17 protein-coding genes are annotated in these 20,556 nt (G+C 61.3%); 7 read left to right on the forward strand and 10 right to left on the reverse strand.

Annotated features, from left to right (window positions below):
* Positions 1-106: 106 nt before the first annotated feature.
* The gene (gene oadA, locus PVE35_RS24715) at positions 107-1,921 is read right to left on the reverse strand and encodes a sodium-extruding oxaloacetate decarboxylase subunit alpha (protein WP_277373287.1); all 1,815 of its coding nucleotides are present in this window, start codon (positions 1,919-1,921) and stop codon (positions 107-109) included.
* Positions 1,922-2,018: 97 nt separating this feature from the next.
* A complete protein-coding gene (locus PVE35_RS24720; protein WP_277373288.1) occupies positions 2,019-3,434 on the reverse strand; it encodes an acetyl-CoA carboxylase biotin carboxylase subunit in 1,416 nt (471 codons plus the stop codon).
* A 155-nt stretch (positions 3,435-3,589) separates the two neighbouring features.
* Between PVE35_RS24720 and PVE35_RS24725 the strand changes: the two genes are divergently transcribed.
* Positions 3,590-4,534 carry a LysR family transcriptional regulator gene (locus tag PVE35_RS24725; protein WP_277373289.1) on the forward strand — a complete coding sequence of 315 codons (945 nt, stop codon included), beginning with the start codon at positions 3,590-3,592 and terminating at the stop codon, positions 4,532-4,534.
* A gap of 6 nt (positions 4,535-4,540) precedes the next feature.
* Here the strand turns inward: PVE35_RS24725 and PVE35_RS24730 are convergent, their stop codons facing one another.
* The 5 genes from PVE35_RS24730 to PVE35_RS24750 form a co-directional block, all read right to left on the reverse strand.
* Positions 4,541-4,744 (reverse strand): transcriptional regulator, encoded by a 204-nt coding sequence (locus tag PVE35_RS24730; RefSeq protein WP_268179923.1) that lies wholly within the window; start codon positions 4,742-4,744, stop codon positions 4,541-4,543.
* Between the two features lie 106 nt (positions 4,745-4,850).
* Complete coding sequence (locus PVE35_RS24735; protein ID WP_277373290.1) at positions 4,851-6,137, reverse strand: FAD-dependent oxidoreductase; 1,287 nt, start codon at positions 6,135-6,137, stop codon at positions 4,851-4,853.
* A complete protein-coding gene (locus PVE35_RS24740; protein WP_277373291.1) occupies positions 6,134-6,877 on the reverse strand; it encodes an amino acid ABC transporter ATP-binding protein in 744 nt (247 codons plus the stop codon). The genes PVE35_RS24735 and PVE35_RS24740 overlap by 4 nt, the downstream gene beginning before the upstream one ends.
* Positions 6,874-7,530, reverse strand: coding sequence for an amino acid ABC transporter permease (locus tag PVE35_RS24745; RefSeq protein ID WP_277373292.1), 657 nt, complete (start codon positions 7,528-7,530; stop codon positions 6,874-6,876). The genes PVE35_RS24740 and PVE35_RS24745 overlap by 4 nt, the downstream gene beginning before the upstream one ends.
* 60 nt (positions 7,531-7,590) lie before the next feature.
* On the reverse strand, positions 7,591-8,346 hold the full coding sequence (locus tag PVE35_RS24750; protein ID WP_277373293.1) for an ABC transporter substrate-binding protein: 756 nt from the start codon (positions 8,344-8,346) through the stop codon (positions 7,591-7,593).
* 167 nt (positions 8,347-8,513) lie between these two features.
* Here PVE35_RS24750 and PVE35_RS24755 point away from each other — a divergent pair, with 167 nt between their 5' ends.
* Positions 8,514-9,290, forward strand: a complete 777-nt coding sequence (locus PVE35_RS24755) for an IclR family transcriptional regulator (protein WP_277373294.1) — start codon at positions 8,514-8,516, stop codon at positions 9,288-9,290.
* A 7-nt stretch (positions 9,291-9,297) separates the two neighbouring features.
* On the opposite strand, the gene hexR is transcribed toward PVE35_RS24755, so the two are convergent.
* On the reverse strand, positions 9,298-10,164 hold the full coding sequence (gene hexR / locus PVE35_RS24760) for a transcriptional regulator HexR (protein ID WP_277373295.1): 867 nt from the start codon (positions 10,162-10,164) through the stop codon (positions 9,298-9,300).
* A gap of 194 nt (positions 10,165-10,358) precedes the next feature.
* On the opposite strand from hexR, the gene zwf reads away from it, so the two are divergent.
* From zwf to PVE35_RS24785, 5 genes are all read left to right on the forward strand, one after another.
* Entirely contained in the window at positions 10,359-11,780 is a 1,422-nt protein-coding gene (gene zwf / locus PVE35_RS24765; RefSeq protein ID WP_277374934.1) for a glucose-6-phosphate dehydrogenase, read from the forward strand.
* A gap of 285 nt (positions 11,781-12,065) precedes the next feature.
* Positions 12,066-12,584 (forward strand): Hcp family type VI secretion system effector, encoded by a 519-nt coding sequence (locus PVE35_RS24770; protein ID WP_003241180.1) that lies wholly within the window; start codon positions 12,066-12,068, stop codon positions 12,582-12,584.
* Between the two features lie 318 nt (positions 12,585-12,902).
* On the forward strand, positions 12,903-14,954 hold the full coding sequence (tssI, locus tag PVE35_RS24775) for a type VI secretion system tip protein TssI/VgrG (RefSeq protein ID WP_277373296.1): 2,052 nt from the start codon (positions 12,903-12,905) through the stop codon (positions 14,952-14,954).
* A 5-nt stretch (positions 14,955-14,959) separates the two neighbouring features.
* Positions 14,960-15,796 carry a DUF4123 domain-containing protein gene (locus PVE35_RS24780; RefSeq protein WP_277373297.1) on the forward strand — a complete coding sequence of 279 codons (837 nt, stop codon included), beginning with the start codon at positions 14,960-14,962 and terminating at the stop codon, positions 15,794-15,796.
* 11 nt (positions 15,797-15,807) lie between these two features.
* Positions 15,808-18,363 (forward strand): LysM domain-containing protein, encoded by a 2,556-nt coding sequence (locus PVE35_RS24785; protein WP_277373298.1) that lies wholly within the window; start codon positions 15,808-15,810, stop codon positions 18,361-18,363.
* A gap of 34 nt (positions 18,364-18,397) precedes the next feature.
* Here PVE35_RS24785 and PVE35_RS24790 read toward each other — a convergent pair whose 3' ends face one another.
* Together PVE35_RS24790 and PVE35_RS24795 are read right to left on the reverse strand one after the other, a co-directional pair.
* Positions 18,398-19,390, reverse strand: a complete 993-nt coding sequence (locus PVE35_RS24790; RefSeq protein ID WP_277373299.1) for an SUMF1/EgtB/PvdO family nonheme iron enzyme — start codon at positions 19,388-19,390, stop codon at positions 18,398-18,400.
* 27 nt (positions 19,391-19,417) lie between these two features.
* Complete coding sequence (locus PVE35_RS24795; RefSeq protein WP_277373300.1) at positions 19,418-20,410, reverse strand: SUMF1/EgtB/PvdO family nonheme iron enzyme; 993 nt, start codon at positions 20,408-20,410, stop codon at positions 19,418-19,420.
* Positions 20,411-20,556: the final 146 nt, after the last annotated feature.

Below are 20,556 nucleotides of genomic sequence, written 5' to 3' on the forward strand. Positions count from 1 at the left end.
GCGCTTATGGCGCTTATGGCGCTTCAAGCGAAGCGCCCCTGAATAAAAAAGGAGCCCGGGTTACGCCCCGTCAAACTTGCCCATCCAACAGGCCGGGCTCCTGAGGTTAACCTTCGATTTCCACCAGCACTTCGCCCGGATTGACGCGGTCGCCCTTGGCCACGTGAACGGCCTTGACCTTGCCGGCAATCGGCGCCTGCACTTCGGTTTCCATCTTCATCGCTTCGGTGATCAGCACCGCCTGGCCGGCCTTGACCGTGTCACCCTCCTTGACCAGCACATCGACGATGTTGCCGGGCATGGTGGTGGACACGTCACCCGGCTCGCCGGCCTGCTTGCGCTTGCCGCCGCTGCCGGCGACGAAATCATTGAGCGGCTCGAACACCACCTCTTCCGGCATGCCATCGATGGATAGGTAGAAGTGGCGCTTGCCGTCACCCTTGACGCCCACGCCGGTGATGTCCACGCGGTAGCTTTCGCCGTGCACATCGACCACGAACTCGGTCGGCACGCCCTCGCCGCCGACCGGCGCCGGGCCCTGGCCATTGGGCATGGGCAGCAGCACTTCCGGCTTGAGGGTGCCGGCCTCGCGCTCTTCGAGGAACTTGCGCCCGATGTCGGGGAACATGGCGAAGGTCAGCACGTCCTCTTCGGATCTGGCCAGGCTGCCGATCTCTTCACGCAGGCGCGCCAGCTCGGGCTTGAGCAGGTCGGCCGGGCGCACGTCGATGACTTCCTCGCTGCCGATGGCCTGCTTGCGCAGTTGCTCGTCCACCTTGCCCGGCGCCTTGCCGTAGCGGCCCTGCAGGTACAGCTTCACCTCGTTGGTGATGGTCTTGTAGCGCTCGCCGGCCAGCACGTTGAAGAACGCCTGGGTGCCGACGATCTGCGAAGTAGGCGTGACCAGCGGCGGGAAGCCGAGGTCGGCACGCACGCGCGGAATCTCTTCCAGCACTTCGTTCATGCGGTTCAGCGCGCCCTGCTCCTTGAGCTGGTTGGCCAGGTTGGAAATCATCCCGCCCGGCACCTGGTTGACCTGCACGCGGGTATCCACGCCGGTGAATTCGCTCTCGAACTGGTGGTACTTCTTGCGCACGGCATGGAAGTACATGCCGATCTCCTGGATCAGTTCCAGATCCAGGCCGGTGTCATACTGGCTGCCCTTGAGCGCGGCGACCATCGACTCGGTGCCCGGGTGGCTGGTGCCCCAGGCCAGGCTGGAAATGGCGGTGTCGATATGGTCGGCTCCGGCTTCGATGGCCTTGAGCTGGCACATGGAGCCGAGGCCGGCGGTGTCGTGGCTGTGAATGAACACCGGCAGGTCGACTTCGCTCTTCAGCGCCTTGACCAGCTCGAAGGTGGCATAGGGCGTGAGCAGGCCGGCCATGTCCTTGATGGCGATGGAGTCGATGCCCATGGCCTGCATGGCCTTGGCCTGGGCAACGAAGGCCTCGTTGGTGTGTACCGGGCTGGTGGTGTAGGCGATGGTGCCCTGGGCATGCTTGCCGGCGGCCTTGACCGCCTCGATGGCCACGCGCAGGTTACGCACGTCATTCATCGCGTCGAAGATGCGGAACACGTCGATGCCGTTGACCGCCGCCTTGGCGACGAAGGCCTTGACCACGTCATCGCTGTAGTGGCGATAGCCGAGCAGGTTCTGCCCGCGCAAAAGCATCTGCAGGCGGGTATTGGGCAGCGCGGCCTTGAGCTTGCGCAGGCGCTCCCAGGGGTCTTCCTTGAGGAAGCGCACACAGGCGTCGAAGGTGGCGCCACCCCAGACTTCCAGCGACCAGTAGCCGACGCGGTCGAGTTTGTCGCAGATCGGCAGCATGTCCTCGGTGCACATGCGCGTGGCCAGCAGCGACTGGTGAGCATCGCGCAGGACGGTATCGGTAACAGTGATACGACGAGTCGTCTTCATTCCTATTTCTCCTGAGCTGCAAGCCGCAAGCTACAAGCTGCAAGTAAAGGCACGCGGGCGCTTTCTTGTAGCTTGAAGCTTGAAGCTTGCCGCTGCTTCATAAGCCTGCGTGGGCAGCGATGGCGGTGGCGATGGCGATGGCCAGGTGCGACGGGTTGCGCTTGATCGAGTACTGGGTCAGTTCCGGGTGGCTCTCGACGAAGCTGGTGTTGAACTGGCCGCTACGGAATTCCGGGTTGCGCAGGATTTCCTGGTAATAGGGCGCGGTGGTGCGCACGCCCTGCACGCGCATGTCATCCAACGCGCGCAGGCCACGATCCATCGCCTCTTCCCAGGTCAGCGCCCAGACGATCAGCTTCAGGCACATCGAGTCGTAGTACGGCGGAATGGTGTAGCCGGTGTAGATCGCGGTATCAGTGCGAACGCCAGGGCCACCGGGCGCGTAGTAACGGGTGATCTTGCCGAACGAGGGCAGGAAGTTGTTCTTCGGATCCTCGGCATTGATGCGGAACTGCAGGGCATAACCCCGGTGGATGATGTCTTCCTGCTTCACCGACAAAGCCAGGCCCGAGGCAATGCGGATCTGCTCACGCACGATGTCGATGCCGGTGATTTCCTCGGTGATGGTGTGCTCCACCTGCACCCGGGTGTTCATCTCCATGAAATACACCTCGCCTTCGGCGAGCAGGAACTCCACGGTGCCGGCGTTCTCGTAACCCACGGCCTGCGCGGCGCGCACGGCCAGGTCGCCGATATAGGCGCGCTGTTCGGGGGTGAGCTGCGGGCTCGGGGCGATCTCGATGAGCTTCTGGTTGCGGCGCTGGATCGAGCAGTCGCGCTCGTACAGGTGCACGGTGTTGCCATGGCTGTCGGCGAGAATCTGCGCTTCGATGTGCTTCGGGTTGACGATGCACTTTTCCAGGAAGACTTCCGCGCTGCCGAAGGCCTTGGTGGCCTCGGAGATGACGCGCGGGTAGGCCTGCTCCAGCTCGGAGCGCGAGTTGCAACGACGAATACCGCGACCGCCACCACCGGAAGTGGCCTTGAGCATCACCGGGTAGCCGATGCGCTCGGCTTCGCGCAAGGCTTCGGCCAGGTCAGCGACGTTGCCTTCGGTGCCGGGGGTGCAGGGCACGCCAGCGGCCATCATGCTGCGGCGCGCTTCGGTCTTGTCGCCCATGCGGCGGATCACTTCGGCGCTCGGGCCGATGAACTTGATCCCCCGCTCGGCGCAGATCTCGGCCAGCTCGGCGTTTTCCGAGAGGAAGCCATAACCCGGGTGCAGTGCATCGCAGCCGGTTTCCACCGCCAGATTGACCAGTTTGCGCGGGTTCAGGTAGCCGGCCAGCGGATCATCACCGATGCTGTGCGCCTCGTCGGCACGCTTGACGTGCAGCGCATGGCGATCCGCCTCGGAATAGATGGCCACCGAGCGGATGCCCATTTCGGCACAGGCCCGCACGATGCGGACGGCAATCTCACCACGGTTGGCGATCAGTATTTTTCTTATCACGATCCAATCCTCAGCGCAGAGCTGCAAGGGCCGTTGCAACAGTTGGTTGCAAAACGTGGTGAAACCCTATCCGGCTATACGAATTAACAAAAATGAATAATTATTTGATCAAGCATAAGTTATTACTTATGCATCAAATCGAAGAGGATTGAACCGTGCGTAAAACCCTGCTGCGCATGACCCTGCGCCAGCTTCAGGTGTTCCGTGCCGTGTGCGAACAGGGCTCCTACAGCCGCGCCGCCGACGAGATGGCCCTGACCCAGCCGGCCGTGAGCCTGCAGATTCGCCAACTGGAGGAACTGGTCGGCCAGCCCCTGTTCGAGTACGTTGGCAAGAAGCTTTACCTGACCGAGGCCGCCGAGGCGCTGCGCCGCGCCAGCAGCGATATCTTCGGTCGCCTGGAAAGCCTGGACATGCAGCTATCGGACTTGCAGGGCTCGTTGCAGGGCCAGCTCAACCTGTGCGTGGAATCCAGCGCGAAGTATTTCGTACCGCACCTGTTCGCCGAATTTCGCCGCCATTACCCAGAAGTCAGCCTCAACCTCACGGTGGTCAACCATGCCCTGGTGGTGCGCCGCCTGACCCTCAGCCGCGACGACCTGATGATCATGAGCCAGGTGCCACAGGACATGGCGCTGGACTTCATGCCCTTTCTCGAAAACCCCATCATCGCCGTGGCGCCACCCCACCACCCACTGTGCGAGCGCGAAGCCCTACACCTGCAGGATCTGACGACCTACCCACTGCTGATCCGCGAAAACGGTTCGGGCACCCGCCGCGCCTGCGAGGAATATTGCCACCAGAAGCGCGCTCATTTTCCGCAGACACTGGAGATCGGCTCGCTGGAGTCGCAGCGCGAGGCCGTGCTGGCCGGCCTCGGCCTGGCCTTGCTACCGCGCCATGCGGTACGCCTGGAGCTACAGCACGGCTCGCTACGCGAGCTGCCGGTCGCCGAACTGCCGCTGCATCGTAGCTGGTGCGTGGTGAATATCCGTGGCCGACGCCTGTCGCCGGTGGCACAGGCCTTCGTCGACTTCATCCGCAGCGAACGGGCCGCCATCGTGCGACTGGGGGAACGCTTTCAGCACAGCAGCCCGTAGCGGCAATCAGGCCGCGCTACGCTGCCCATCGACCAGATAACCGCCCGGAATCAGGTCGGGGAAATCGGCCAACTCACGCTGCAAGCGGCACTGCTCGGCGTAGGTCTCGATGGCCCGGCGATAGGCCATGCGCCGTTGATCCTGCAGTTTGCGACGGGTCTTGGCATCAGGCTGGACGGCCAACAGCGCGTCATCGAAGATACGAGGCATCTCGGTTCTCCCGGAACGAGGACTGGAGGCCTCAGCTTGCTCCGAGCAGATGACGCTTTGACGGCAGGGCAGTGAAACTCCGGTGACCATTGGCCACCGGATTCACTTACAACAGCGCATCGAGCAATCGATACCAGGCGATCCCGGCGCCCAGATAGAAACGCTGCAAGGCATGCAGGGGAATACGCCGGATCGGCGTGACGGCAAAGGGGAAGTCCTCGGCCTGCCCGACCAGGCGCCTGGCCATATGCCGGCCGAGACTGGTGGCCAGGGCGACGCCACGCCCGTTGTAACCCAGCAGCATGGACAAGCCGGGTGCCGGCTCATGGACATGTGGCAGGAAGTCCTGGGTCAAAGCCACGCGCCCACTCCAGCGATACTCGATGGACACGCCGGCGAGCTGTGGGAACAGCCCGCTCAGCGAGCGCTCCAGATGGGCCCAGTCGCTCGCCTGGCGCGGCTCCGGGAAGGGGCCGCGACCGCCCAACAACACACGCCCCTGAGCATCCTGCTTGAAGTACAGCAGCAACCGGCGCGCATCCGAGCACACCTCTCCGCCCGGCAGGACGGTTCGCCGCAGGTGCTTGGGTAGAGGCTGGGTTGCGATGATGAAGCTGTTGGCGGCGATCAGCGTTTGCCGCAACCCCGGCCATAGATCGTCGGTGTAACCGTTGCCCGCCAGCAGCACGCGCTCGGCATGCACGCTGGCACCCTGCGCGGTGCTCAGTTTCCAGCGCTGCCCTTCGCGGGCCAGCGCGGTGACACGGCTGTGCCCATGAATGCCAGCGCCGGCACGAAGCGCGGCAGCGGCCAGGCCACGCGCGTAGCTCAAGGGCTGCAGGCTGCCGGCACGCGGATCGACCCAGGCGCCGAGATACGCCTGGCTGCCAATGCGTCGCGCCACAGCCGGCTGATCCAGCAGCTCGACGGCAACACCGCGTGCGCTCCATTGCCTGGCGCGCTGCTCCAGGCCACGCAAGGCGACGCTGGAAGCAGCCGGCTGGATCCAGCCCTTGCGACAGGCATCGCACTGGATACCGAGTCGCTCGATCAGCGCGAACACCTCGTCAGCAGCACCACCGGCAGCGGCGATCATCGCCTCCCCCCTCTCACCGAATTTTTCGAGCAGTTGTTCTGGGTCGTACTTGAGGCCGGGAATGACCTGCCCACCGTTGCGCCCGGAAGCCCCCCAGCCCGGCTCGCCGGCATCCAGCACGCAGACGCGCACGCCGGCTTCGGCCAGGTGCAGTGCCGTGACCAGCCCGGTATAACCGGCGCCAACGATGGCCACGTCGGCCTCGCAGCTCTCGACCAGAGGCGGCGCAGCGACAGCGGGCAGCGCCGTGGCAGCCCAGAGGGACGGGGGCAAGGCAGGATGGACTATCGCGTTCATGCCGAGGCCTCGGGGTTGCTCAGCAGGCGCCGCAGAAATTCCTGGGTGCGCGGATGACTCGGCGCACCCAGCACCTCACGAGCCGGGCCGGATTCGACGATGCGCCCGTCATGGAGGAAGCACACCTTGTCCGCCACGTCGCGAGCAAAGCCCATCTCGTGCGTGACCACCACCATGGTCATGCCTTCGTCAGCCAGCTTGCGCATAACCGCCAACACCTCGCCGACCAGTTCCGGGTCAAGCGCTGAGGTCGGCTCGTCGAAAAGAATCGCCTTGGGCTGCATCGCCAGGGCCCGGGCAATGGCCACGCGCTGCTGCTGGCCGCCGGACAGCTCGTCGGGGTAGGCATTCATGCGATGAGCCAGGCCGACCTTCTGCAGCAGCGCCTCGGCCTGCTGGCGGGCTTCGCGCGGCGGCTCCTTCTTCACATAGACCGGCCCTTCCATGACGTTTTCCACAGCCGTGCGATGAGGAAACAGGTTGAAGCGCTGGAAGACCATCGCCACCTGGGTGCGGATCTGGTGGATGCTGTCATGGTGACGGTTGACCGGCTGCCCGCTGACCAGAATCTCGCCACGGTCATGGCTCTCCAGGCCATTGATGCAACGCAGCAGGGTGGATTTGCCCGAGCCCGATGGGCCGATCAGGCACACCACTTCACCGCTCTCGACGCTCAGGTCGATGCCTTCCAGTACGGCCAGATCGCCGAAACTCTTGTGCAGTTGCTTGATCTCAATCATGCCTTACCCCTCTTGCCGATACGCGCTTCCAGCCGGCGCAAGCCGTAGCCCAGCGGCAGACTCAGCGCCAGGTAAAGCAGCGCGACCAGGGTGTAGACCGTCATGTTCTCGAAGGTCGACGAAGCGATCAGTTGCCCGGCACGGGTCATTTCCGCCACCGTGATGGTCGACACCAACGACGAGTCCTTGAGCATCATCACCAGGGTGTTGCCGTAAGGCGGCAGGGCAATGCGAAAGGCCTGCGGCAGCACCACCCGGCGCATCACCATGGCACCACGCATGCCGAGGGATTCGGCGGCTTCGATCTGGCCCTGGTGGATGGCCTGGATACCGGCACGGAAGTTCTCTGCCTGATAGGCCGAATAGGCGATACCGAGGCCGATCACGCCGGCCTGGAAGGCGGTGAGCTGGATGCCGAAATCCGGCAACACGAAGTAGATGTAGAAGAGCTGCACGATGATCGGCAGGCCGCGGATGACGTTGACCACGCCAATGGCGAACAACGCGATCGCGCGCACCTTGGAGACCATCATCAGCGCGAAGACCAGGCCGATGACGGAACTGAGCAGGAAGGAACCCGCCGTGACCTGCACGGTGACCACCGCCCCTTTCAGAAGAATGGGCAGGAAGTCCAGAGCGTTCTGGAGAAACATGGGATTACTCGCGAACAGAAGGTAGGAACGGCCCGCTGGAAAGCGCGGGCCGGAGGCCGATCAATCGAGTTGCCACTTCTCGATGATCTTCTCGAGCGTGCCATCTGCCTTGATCGCGGCGATGCCCTTGTTGACCTGCTCGAGCAGGGCTGGCTCACCCTTGCGCACGATCAGGCAGACATCACCCATGATCACCGGCTGGTAGCTCTGCACCAGGCGCACCTGGTCATGGGTGCCCTGGGCGAGTTGATAGGCGAGGATCGGACGGTCGGCGAAGCCGGCCTTGACCCGCCCGAGCACCAGATCGCGCATCAGATCGGAAATGGAGTCGTAACTGCGTACCTCCTTGAAGATGCCGCGCTTGTTCAACTCATCGATGAACACGGTACCAACCTGAGCACCGACCACCTCACCGGCCAGATCCTCCATGCTGGTGTAGGCGGTGTCGTCGTCGGCACGCACGATCAAGCCTTCGCCATAGCTGAACACCGGCTCGGAGTACTGCACCACTTTCTCCCGAGCGGGCGTGCGCAGCATGGCGGCGGAGATGATGTCGATCTTTCTGGTGGTCAGCGAGGGGATCAAGGCGGCGAAGTTGGTCTGCTGGATCTGCACCTCGAAGCCACCGGCCTTGGCCACGGCCTCGGCCGCGTCGACCATCATGCCCTGGATGCTCTGGGTCTTGACGTCGAGAAAGGTGAAGGGCACGCCGGTGGCGGTGGCGCCAACTCGCAGGGGTTCGGCGCTGGCGGTGAAGGACAGAAGGCCGGCGAACAGAGCGCAGGCCCAGGTGAGATTACGAAGGCTGAGACGCATGGCGGTACTCCCATTGGACGCTGTTTATTGTCGTTGTGCGCTATGGATGGCCTCTTCGTTATCGGCAGGAGGCGTCGACCTCAATATAAACAATTTACAAGAATCGTAAAGAGATTTATAAATATCGAATATCGATATCCAAGCTCAAAAAACAAAAGGATGAAGCCGTGAGCGAAAGCGAAAATTCACTGTTCAACCAGTCCCTGGAGAAGGGGCTCGCGGTACTGCGCGCCTTCAATGCCAGGCGGCGCACCATGAACCTGGCGGAAGTCGCCGAGGCGGCGGGCATCAACAAGAGCTCGGCGCAACGCATGATTCACACCCTGGAAACCCTGGGCTACGTGCGCAAGCATGCGCAGACCAAACGCTTTCAACTCACGCCGCGAGTCATGGAGATCGGCTACAACTATCTGGCCGCCGATACGCTGGTGGACGTGGCCAACCCCTTTCTCGCCGAGCTGGCGCAAACCACCGGAGAAACCACCAACCTGACCGAGCCCGACGGACTGGAGATGGTCTACGTGGCGCGCTTCGTGGCGCCGAAGTTCATCCCCATCCACATGCCCATCGGCAGCCGCATCCCGATGTATTGTACCGGCTCGGGCCGCGCCTACCTCAGTGCCCTGGAGGGCGACGAGGCACGCCGAGTGCTGAACAGCAGTGAGCTGAAGCGCCATACCCAACAGACCATCATCGACCTCGATGAAATCCTCGGGCAGATCGAGACGGCACGGCGCAAGGGCTATGCGATCAATAACGAAGAGCTGTTTCTCGGCGACATGACCATCGCCGCGCCGATTCTCGGTAGCCAGGGGCAGCCGGTGGCAGCGGTACATGTGGTGGCGCCCACCAGCCGCTGGACGCTCGAGGAGGCCGAGCGGCGCCTGGCACCCGCCGTGATCGAATGCGCACGGGCGATTCGCACCTCGATCAGAACCCTCTGAGGGCGGATCAGTCCTCGACGGCCTTGATCGATTTGGGCGATAGCCGCAGGCTGCGCAGGCTGCGCTTGACGCTCTTGAGGTGGTTGACCAGGCTCGGCCCGCGCGCCATGGCCACGCCCATGGCCAGCACGTCGATCACCACCAGGTGGGCGATGCGCGAGGTCAGCGGGGTGTAGATCTCGGTGTCTTCCTGCACGTCGATGGCCAGGTTGACCGTGGCCAGCTCGGCCAGTGGCGTCTGACTCGGGCACAGGGTGATCAGGTTGGCACCGGACTCACGCACCAGGTTGGCGGTGATCAGCAGATCCTTGGAGCGCCCGGACTGGGATATGCACACCGCCACGTCGCCCGGCTGCAGGGTCACGGCGCTCATTGCCTGCATGTGCGGGTCGGAATAGGCCGCCGCATTGAGCAGCAGGCGGAAGAACTTGTGCTGGGCATCGGCCGCCACCGCACCGGAGGCCCCGAAGCCATAGAACTCCACACGCTGCGCATTTGAGCAGGCGGAGATGGCGCGCTGCAGGGCCTCGGGGTCGAGTTTCTCGCGCACCTCCATCAGGGTGTGCAGGGTCGTGTCAAAGATCTTCAGGCTGAAATCGGCGACCGAGTCGTCCTCATGAATGGCGAACTGGCCGAAACTGGCACCAGCGGCCAGGCTCTGTGCCAGCTTCAGCTTGAGATCCTGGAAACCACTGCAACCGATGGCCCGGCAGAAACGCACGATGGTCGGCTCGCTGATGCCGACGCTGTGCGCCAGCTCGGCCATGGAGCTGTGCATCACCGATGCAGGATCGAGCAGGACATGGTCGGCCACCTTGAGCTCGGACTTGCGCAGCAGGTGGCGCGACTGGGCGATGTGTTGCAACAGATTCACGGTGTAGGGCTCTTCGCAGAAAAGGGGCAACCACAGGCACCAGATCGAGCGAGGCTCGGTTATGATCGGGAAACGGCGGTTGTAGTGACCTTGTAGTTATACTACATGGATCGCACCCGCGCACAGTCAACAGGCGGATTTCCACGACCTGTTACAACCCAGTTGGAGCTTTTTCCTTGATCATCCCCTGCGACATGCTGGTTTTCGGTGGCACAGGCGATCTGGCCTTGCACAAGCTGCTGCCCGCGCTTTACCACCTGCACCGTGATGGCCGCCTGCACCGCGACACCCGCATCCTCGCCTTGGCGCGCACGGCCCACACCCGCGAGAGCTACCAGGCCCTGGCCGAGCGCCACTGCCGCGCCCAGGTGGCGCGCAGTGACTTCGACAGCGACACCTGGAGCCACTTCGCCGCGCGCCTGGACTATTTCGCCATGGATGCGGCGCAGCGCGCCGAGTTCTCGCGCCTGGCCCGCCGCCTGGGCAGCGACGAGCGCGTGCGCGTCTACTACCTGGCCACCGCGCCCAGCCTGTTCGAGGACATCGCCTCGCACCTGGCCAATGCCGGCCTGGCCGGCCCGCTGTCGCGAATCGTGCTGGAAAAACCCATCGGCCATTCGCTGGAGTCGGCCCGCGCCATCAACGCGGCGATCGGCGCCGTGTTCGACGAGTCGCGGGTGTTCCGCATCGACCACTACCTGGGCAAGGAAACCGTGCAGAACCTCATGGCGCTGCGCTTCGCCAATGCCCTGTTCGAGCCGGTGTGGCGTGCCGGACACATCGACCACATCCAGATCAGCGTCTGCGAAACCCTAGGCGTGGAGAATCGCGGCGGCTACTACGACCAGGCCGGAGCCATGCGCGACATGGTGCAGAACCACCTGCTGCAACTGCTCTGCCTGGTGGCCATGGAGGCGCCGGTGCGCTTCGACGCCGAATCCGTGCGCAACGAAAAGGTGAAGATACTCGAAGCCCTCAAACCCATCAGCGGCCTCGACGTGCAGGACAAGACCGTGCGCGGCCAGTACACCGCCGGCAAGATCGGCGGCCAGGACGTGCCGGCCTACTACTTCGAGAAGAACGTCGACAACGACAGCGACACCGAAACCTTCGTCGCCGTGCAGGTGGAGATCGACAACTGGCGCTGGGCCGGCGTGCCCTTCTACCTGCGCACTGGCAAGCGCCTGGCGCGCAAGACCTCGGAAATCCTCATCCAGTTCAAGCCCGTACCGCACCGCCTGTTCGCCGAAGGCCAGGCCAACCAGCTATTGATTCGCCTGCAACCGGAAGAACGCATCAGCCTGCAACTGATGGCCAAGCAACCCGGCAAGGGCATGCACCTGAACCCGGTGGAACTGGATCTCAACCTGGCCAACGCCTTCAACAAGCAGCGCCGCTGGGACGCCTACGAGCGTCTGCTGCTCGATGTCATCGAGGGCGACTCGACCCTGTTCATGCGCCGCGACGAAGTGGAGGCGGCCTGGCGCTGGGTCGACCCCATCCTGCAGGGCTGGCACCAGCACTACCAGAGCCCACGCCCCTACCCGGCCGGCAGCGACGGCCCGGAGCAGTTGCAACACCTGCTGGAACGCTATGGCAGGCACTGGGCCGAGTAAGGCAACTGCGCAACTTCTTGCACAGCAAAATGTGGATAAACCTGTGGACACATCGCTACAGGCTACAGATTTAAAGGCCTCGAAGGCACTGCGCAAAAAGTTGCGCAGTAGTGCGCAACTTCTTGCGCACTTTTTCGTGACACAATGCGCAATATGACCAAATTCTTCTTATTGGTCACTTTAACTGACTGATTTATATGTACTTATAAAAATTGGCACGCAGATCGCTTTAGACCAGGCTCCCGGATCACTTCCGATCCATGACCCAAGGCAAGGAGAGCACTCATGCCAACACCCGCGTATCTGTCCCTCGAAGGCACCAAACAAGGTCTGATCACCGCTGGCACCTTCACCGAGGACTCGGTCGGCAACATCTTCCAGGAAGGTCATGAAGACCAGATTCTGGTTCAGGCCTACAACCACCAGGTCATCATCCCGCGTGATCCGCAGTCCGGCCAACCCACCGGCCAGCGCGTACACAAGCCGCTGATGATCACCAAGGTCTTCGACAAGTCCTCGCCGCTGATCTTCAACGCCCTGACCTCCGGTGAGCGTCTGAACAAGTGCCGTCTGGAGTGGTACCGCACCTCCTCCACCGGTACCCAGGAGCACTACTTCACCATCGAACTGGAAGACGCCGTGATCGTCGACGTGCAGTCGCGCATGCCGAACTGCCAGGACCCGAACATGGCCCACTTCACTCACCTGGAAGACGTCTACTTCACCTACCGCAAGATCGTCTGGACCCACGAAGTCTCCGGCACTTCCGGCTCCGACGACTGGCGTACCCCGATCTCTGCCTAACAGGCCGTTGAAAAACGTAGGCGAGGCAGCCAGTGCAAGGCAAAAACAGCCGAAAAAGCGCAGTTTACGTGTTGTAAATGAGCATTTTGAGGCTGTTTTTAACGCAGCAATGGCAACGCAGGTAGTTTTTCAACAGCCTGCTAAGTCCTGGCCGAGTTCGTGCAATACCGCAGCGGCCAGGCATCGTCCTGGCCGTTGCGTTTTGAGTGTGTACAGGCTGTAGGAGCGAGTTTATTCGCGATCAAGAGCACAGCCTTTGTCGCGCTGCCTGCCTAGAATGGCCCGCGCCTTCACGGATCGAAACGAGAGGAACACAGAATGTTCGCCCCGGCCAATCAGACCCATTTCAGCCTGAGCATCGAAGGGGGCGAGCACGACCTGCAGGTGCTCGAATTCAGCGGGCGCGAAGCCATCAGCCAGCCTTACGCCTTCAGCGTGGCGCTGATCAGCGAACGCCCCGACCTCGACCTGGAAAGCCTGCTGCACCAGCGCGCCTTTCTCGCCTTCGATCAGCACGGCGCCGGTATCCACGGCCTCATCCACCGCATCGCCCAGGGTGAGTCCGGCCAGCGCATGACGCGCTACCACCTGACCCTGGTGCCGCAACTGGCCTACCTGGCCCACCGCACCAACCAACGCATCTTCCAGCACCTGACGGTGGACAAGATCATCAGCCAGGTGCTCGAGGAACACGGCATCCAGGCCGACGCTTATCAATTCCAGCTCGGTTCGCTCTACCCCGAGCGTGAGTACTGCGTGCAGTACGACGAGACGGATCTGCACTTCGTCCAGCGTCTGTGCGAAGAGGAAGGCATTCATTACCACTTCCGCCACAGCACCGAGGGGCATGTGCTGACCTTCGGCGATGACCAGACGCCGTTCCCGCGCCTGGCGCCGCTGGCCTACCAGCAGGACACCGGCCTGGTGGCGGATGACCCGGTGATCAAGAACTTCGGCGCCCGCGTGGAAACCCGCACCAGCCAGGTCACCCGCCGCGACTACGACTTCGAGAAACCGCGCCTGCAACTGGAGGCCAAGGCCGACGGTGACGTCCAGCCCAAGCTGGAAGACTACGACTACCCCGGTCGCTACACCGACCGCGAGCGTGGCCGCCATCTGGCCAAACGCGCCCTGGAGCGTCATCGCCACGACTTCGAGCTGGCCGAAGGTGATGGCGACTCACCGACCCTGCTCAGCGGCCACTTCCTCGAACTGACCGAGCACCCGCGCAGCGAGTGGAACCAGCTCTGGCTGCTCACCGAAGTGCAGCACGAAGGCAAGCAGCCGCAGGTGCTGGAAGAATCGGTGACCAGCGACACCCAGCCTGCCGACGGTTTCACCCAGGGCTACCGCAACCGCTTTACCGCCACGCCGTGGGACGTGCCCTTCCGCCCGCTGCTGGCCCACCCCAAGCCGCGCCTGCTTGGCAGCCAGAGCGCCGTGGTCACCGGCCCGGCCGGCGAAGAGATCCACTGCGACCAATATGGCCGCGTGAAAGTGCAATTCTTCTGGGATCGTGAAGGCCAGGCCGACGACAAGACCAGTTGCTGGCTGCGCGTCAGCTCTAGCTGGGCCGGTGACCGCTATGGCGCCATCACCATCCCGCGCATCGGTATGGAAGTGCTGGTCACCTTCCTCGAAGGCGACCCCGACCAGCCGCTGGTCACCGGCTGCCTGTACCACGCCGAACACGTGGTGCCCTACGACCTGCCGGCGAACAAGACCCGCAGCGTGTTCAAGACCCTCAGCAGCCCTGGGGGCGGTGGCTACAACGAACTGCGCATCGAGGATCGCAAGGGTGCCGAGCAGATCTACGTGCATGCCCAGCGCGACTGGGACGAGAACATCGAGCACGACCAGAAGATCCGCGTCGGCAATGAACGTCACGACACCGTCGAGGCCAATGCCTACAGCCACTTCAAGGCCGAAGAACACCGCACCACCCACGCCGACCGCAAGACCGAGATCAAGGCCAACGACCATCTCACCGTCGGCGACAGCCAGCACATCAAACTGGGCAACGGCCAGTTCATCAAGGCCGGCCAGGAAATCCACCTCTCCAGCGGCCTGAAAGTCGTACTCGAAGCCGGCAGCGAACTGACCCTCAAGGGCGGCGGCAGCTTCATCAAACTCGACGGCGGCGGCGTGACCCTGGTGGGGCCGGTGATCAAGATCAACTCCGGCGGCGCGCCGGGCAATGGCTCGGGGGCAGCGCCCATCCTGCCGGGGGCGGTGAAGCCGACGGATGCTGATAAAACGGGCATGGTTACCAGCAGCTATCGCGCGCAAGCACTAGCAGGTCACCTACTGCCGGCTTCGGACTGCATATTCGACGCCAGCGGCAAATGCATGATCCACAATCACGGATGAGCGACATGGTAAAGCCGATCCAATCGCCATTTGAGCAGGCCCCCAACTCTCACCTTCGTTGCGTGATTCTCGAGGCTGCTGCCGACCCGGACTTACATCGATGGCTCTATCAGCTCGCACCGGACGGCATCCCGCAATGGGTTCCTCTGTTCCTCGATACGCCACATCATCCGCTTGTCGATCAAGGGCCAGTGCTGGTCATGAGCAACGCCTCGGATCAGTGGAGTGACTATGCCAACGCCCTGCTGTCCCAGAGCGATGCTGGCTGCATCCTTTATCTTGAGAACGCTCAGCACTGGCCATCGGCCGTCGAGCATTGCCAGAGCCTGCTTTCCGCTCGTACGGAAGAACGCCCGGATCAATTGATGCGCTTCTTTGAGCCACGCTGGCTTGAACCGCTACTCGCAACGCTGAGCGAAGGAGAGAAACAGGCATTCCTAGGCCCATTCTCCGGATTGGCCTGGCGCAATGAGCTGGGATGGCGCTACACGGAGCGCAACCAACCCTGGGATGGAACAGTGCAAGCACCAGGTTGGCTATGGCTGGGGCAGCAACGCCGCCAGGAAATGGAAGAAGCACGCCTTAGACTGCTTGCCGCCGAGCTGGCCGAGGACTATCGCAGCGCAATCGAAAGCTCGCCCGCCGAAGAGTTCGTCTTCGACCAGCTATCGAACGCGCATTCAGCGGGCGTTACCCAAAAAGCCCAGTACGAGCGCTGGTTGCGATTGACGCTGAGTCACGGCACGCAGTTCTGGCAGTCAACGCCTGTTAACAGCGTGTTAGCACGCCAGGATCTCGCGATCAGCACAAAACTGGATGAACTGGAAAACCTTTCAGGCTAAGGGCAAGGGATATGTCGAGTACCAAGATCCACACCGTCCAAAACGGCGACACACTGGGGGCAATCGCCCAACAGCATGCAACCACAACGAGCGAGCTGCAGCGCCTGAACCCGATCATTCGTGATCCCAACGTCATTCATGCCGGCTGGAAGCTCAAGGTTCCAGATCAGGCGGCAGCCAATGAAGCCAAGACGCCAGCCCCCGGCAAACAGACGCCTTCATCGCTGCCACCCGCCAAACACAGCACGGATGAGAGCAGCAGCCAGGCGCAATGCACCAGCCAATGCCAGGATGAACTGGTGGATGTGGCGCACATCACGGGCGACTCTCACTATTACGTGCTGAACGAGCGACAGGCACAGGCACTGAAGCGTGAAATCCAGCGCGTACAAGCCTTGATGGACGAACTGCAGCAAAAGCTCGCGCAAGCCGTGGAGCGTGTCGAATGCCTGAAAGAACGCACCCAGGGCAACGAATGCAATTGCAGCCGTTGCATCAAGCAGGCCTGGAACGAAAAGGCCGAACAAGCCGGCCTGGTTCTTCTTTCACCGCCGCCGCAGGAACAAGAAGCCACCGTTCCGACCACGGAAGAAGATATCCAGGGCCAACTGCGCACACTGCAGGATGCGCGCATCTGGTATGAATCCTATACGCCAGTGTTCAGCCCATCCCATGCCACCGGCAACCTGCTCGAAAGTAACTGGCGCACGCTACGTCAGAAAAAGCTGGCCGAACTGGATGCGGAGATCGCGACCTTAAGGGGCCGCCTGAAAACAGAGCCGGGAGACAGTGGCACACTGGCCAGCGGTACCAGACCCGACCTAGCCCACGGCCGGGGCCGCAGCACCGAACGACAGCGTGGTACGCGACGCCGCAGCGGCGTCACCGTGGTAGAGGTCGTGCTGTTCAGCCAGCCAGATCGGCGTTACTACATCAGCACCCGCTACCATGAACAGGTGGACTGGAAGCTCAAGGTGCGCAGCACCGTGCTGGCAGGCAAACCCTTCGACCGCCAACTGGCCAAGGATCTGATCGACGACATCCGCAAGGGGATCGGCGAAGGTCGCAAATCCAGCCCGATAGGTGCACTGGAGGCCAAACTGGTTAGCTGGACGAGCAAGGAAGACAACCTGCTCAACGCCCTGCACAAGGAGACCAACTGGAGCAGCAATCCGGATGATTCTGCACCTTACGCCATCTCGGCCGAAGCTCACGCTCTACGCTTCGCCGCCAGTGCCAGCGCGGGTGTGAACAACTGGAACCCGGCCGAGGGCAACATCGAGGTGGGCGCCAAGGCCAGTGCGGCGTTCTCGTTGGCGGAAGGTTCCGTTTCGCTCACCAGCTTCTTCCCCTCCCAAGGCGGCTATCCGCTGCGTCTGCGTTACCGTAACGCAGAAGGCAAGGACGTCGACTGCCCGCTGGGTGTCATACGTTTGCAAGGCAAGGTGGAGCTTTCCTGCTTCGTCGGCGCCCATGCCCAGGCATCGGCGGGTGTGAGCGTACGCTACAAACCCGGTGACGAAGGCGCGGGGGGCGCCACGGCATTGCTGGGCTCACCGCATATCGAGCCGAGCCGTGGCGGCAATATAGGGTTGAAAGGCGATGCCTTCGCCGGCGCTCAGGCCGGCGGCGCACTGAGCGGCGCACTGCAATGGGTAGAGCCCTCGAATCAAGGCAAGGGCACCGTTGTCAAAGGCCAATCCAACGCCAGTAGCAGTTGGAGCAGCCTGGCGGAAATCAAGGCCGAGGCCAGTGCCGCCTTCGGTGCAGGTATCGGCGGCGAATTCGGTATCACCATCGCCAGCGACCGACTCGCCGTGAACTGCAAAGGCCGCCTGGTATTCGGCCCCGGCGCCAGCGGCGGCTTTTCGACCGTGGTGGATCTGGAGAAGACCTATGCACTGCTGAAGCTGGTGTGTGAAGCACTGGCCGATGTGGATTATCGATATCTGCTGGGGGTTTCTCAGGATGCCTTTAACTATATGGCCTGGGGTTTATATAAAATTGCATCTGCACCATTAGACACTACAGTTCAAGCATTCGAGATGGGCAGGCTAGAGCTAATCCAATGGTGGGAAAACAGGCATGCATCTAAAGCTGAAGCCGAAAACTTAGCACGCTATCTTCTAACAAACCATGCTGTGCTGATAAATGGAAAGCGCTTACCTCTGGATAAACTCCCACCGCAGACCGTTGGCCCAATGCTGTATGTGCTTAGCGAGAGCTATGTGGATAGTTTCCAAGAGTATCAAGAAAAAGCGATCGTCCTGCTACTCAGCCACCTCTATCGCCGTTGGCGCCAATTCATAGAGACGATGGAACACTGCTCGCCGAATGGCGCCAAGGTCAATGCAATGGAAAGCCTCAATCGCCTTAACCGACTGCTCGATGGACGGCAGCAGCAGGAATTCAATCAATTTATCGAGAGACTGGCTGTGCGCGGTCTACCGGGCTCAATGGATACCAGCCCGACTGTGATGCTGGCTTGGACACCCACAGACGCATGGCGCAAGCGCGACGTTCTGATCGCAGCGAGATCCAGTGGGCAGTTCGACGGGCTAGCCTAAAAAGCAAAGGCTCTCAATAGGGAGCCCTTGTCTCTTAAAGTTTCTGGTCGAGCTGAATAGCGCAGCGAAAACTAGTTCCTGGATAATATCCGTCCTGTTCCGGCTTATCTGCCCAGCGTCGAACTGTATTCGCGGACTGCCAACCTGACTCAAAGTAGTTTGATCCTCGACGAATCTTCTGGGTGCCTGTAGTTGGCCCTTGTGGGTTATCAACAGGCGAATTCCTGTAGTAATCAGGGTCATACCAGTCATTGACCCAATCGGTTGCGTTACCCGCCATGTCATAAAGCCCAAGAGGATTTGGTGCAAACGACCCAACTGAATGTACTTCAATATCCTCGTCACGAGGGATATTATGCCCATAGTCCAGGCTTCCCGTATCCGTAGGGAATTGTACGTACTGCCCACGATTACGGGCGGCATATTCCCATTGTGCCTCGGTCGGCAAGTCAACTGGATAGTCACTGAGCTGACCTAACCACAGACAGTAGTCTTTGGCTTCTTGCCACTCCCTAGGCGGCGCGGGATTGTTTTCTCTATAACGAAACTGCAAGTCTTCTCGATCACGATACTCTGCGTCGAACAAAGGTAAGCCCTGGCTGGTACGGAACAAATCGAAATCCCCCAGCCGAGTCTGGTAACTCGCCAGGTAGTAACTACTCAAACGCACCTGATGCAGATAGTCATCGTCGAACGTGGGGGTAATTGGGCACAGCTCATCCGGCTCGTAGCCATAGGGCCAGGTGCCCATATTGGTCTGGTCGAAGTCGCAGGGCGCGCCAAAGTCGCCCATCTCGAACTCACCCCCCTCGATAAACACCATCTCATCCAGCGAGCGCACCACCGTCTCGAGCATCTGGCTGCGCAATGCAGACGACAGCTTGGGATACTGCGAGTCGATGCGCTCGGCGATGGCGGCAACCTTTTCCGGGTTTAGCCTTTCGCTTTTCGGCAGAGGCTGTGACTGTGCCTGGCAACCAGCAACCATAAGAGGAGCAAACAGAGAAAATATCACTCGACGATACATGGCAATATCCCTATAAAAAGCTAACAACTAAAGCGCCTTATCAGATTGAATGGCACAGCGGAAACCATTACCGAAAAAATACCCATTCAGGACGGGATTATCGGCCCAACGCCGGACAGTATTCGCAGACTGCCAATTCTGCTCCGAAAAATTAGAGCCCCGATGAATTTTTTGCGTTCCCGTTTCAGGCCCTTGTGGATTATCTACAGGCGAAGCCCTGTAATAATCAGGATCATACCAGTCATTGACCCAGTCGGTGGCGTTACCCGCCATATCATATAAGCCCAGTGGATTCGGAGCGAACTGTCCAACGGGATGTATTTTGGTGTCTTCATCACGGGGGATATTACGCCCATAGTCCAGGCTTCCCGTATCCGTAGGGAATTGTACGTACTGCCCACGATTACGGGCGGCATATTCCCATTGTGCCTCGGTCGGCAAGTCAACTGGATAGTCACTGAGCTGACCTAACCACAGACAGTAGTCTTTGGCTTCTTGCCACTCCCTAGGCGGCGCGGGATTGTTTTCTCTATAACGAAACTGCAAGTCTTCTCGATCACGATACTCTGCGTCGAACAAGGGTAAGCCCTGGCTGGTACGGAACAAATCGAAATCCCCCAGCCGAGTCTGGTAACTCGCCAAGTAGTAACTACTCAAACGCACCTGATGCAGATAGTCATCGTGGAACTTGGGGGTAATTGGGCACAGCTCATCCGGCTCGTAGCCATAGGGCCAGGTGCCCATATTGGTCTGGTCGAAATCGCAGGGCGCGCCGAAGTCGCCCATCTCGAACTCGCCCCCTTCGATAAACACCATCTCATCCAGCGAGCGCACCACCGTCTCGAGCATCTGGCTGCGCAGTGCAGACGAAAGCTTGGGATACTGCGACTCGATGCGCTCGGCGATGGCGGCAACCTTTTCCGGGCCAAGCCTTTCGCTTTTCGGCAAAGGCTGTGACTGTGCCTGACAGCCGGCCAGCAGCAGCGGTGCGAGCAAAAGAGATATCAGTCGGTCATTCATTGGCAACGTCCCTATCAATCAGGTGGGCAACTCTGGCGACAATACTTACCAGAGAAAATCTCAACGACAGCTCGCGACCATACCTACAGCTCGGGCGCTAACGCCAGGCTTGGGTCACCACTTTGTGCGTCCTGTCATGGCAAAAC

This window comes from Pseudomonas sp. AA-38, from assembly GCF_029457475.1.
Lineage (GTDB): Bacteria > Pseudomonadota > Gammaproteobacteria > Pseudomonadales > Pseudomonadaceae > Aquipseudomonas.